Origin of the sequence: Methylobacterium sp. J-067, from assembly GCF_022829465.1 — a bacterium.
Taxonomy (GTDB): Bacteria; Pseudomonadota; Alphaproteobacteria; order Rhizobiales; family Beijerinckiaceae; genus Methylobacterium; species Methylobacterium litchii.
Window position 1 is genome coordinate 1 of record NZ_JAKSXZ010000136.1, and the last position, 286, is coordinate 286.

1 pseudogene is annotated in these 286 nt (G+C 73.8%); it reads left to right on the plus strand.

The window, feature by feature from the left end:
- A pseudogene (locus MKK52_RS20555) lies at nucleotides 1-286 on the plus strand (hypothetical protein); the annotation flags it as partial.

The window sequence follows — 286 nt, forward strand, 5'->3', positions numbered from 1 at the left end:
CTGGCGCTGGGCAGCGCGGCGAACGCGGCGAGCGTTCATACGGTGGCGCTGGGGATGAACAACGTCGCCGGGGCGGCGGGCGCGGTGGCGATCGGGTTCAATGCGAACGCGTCGGTGGGGCGCAGCGTGGCGCTGGGCGACGGGGCGGCGACGTCTGCGGGTGTGACGGTGTCGTCCGTCGCGATCGACGGGACGACGTATGGGGGGTTTGCGGGCACGCCGGTGGCGGGGGTGGTGTCGGTGGGCAAAGCCGGCGACGAGCGCCAGATCCAGAACGTGGCGGCGG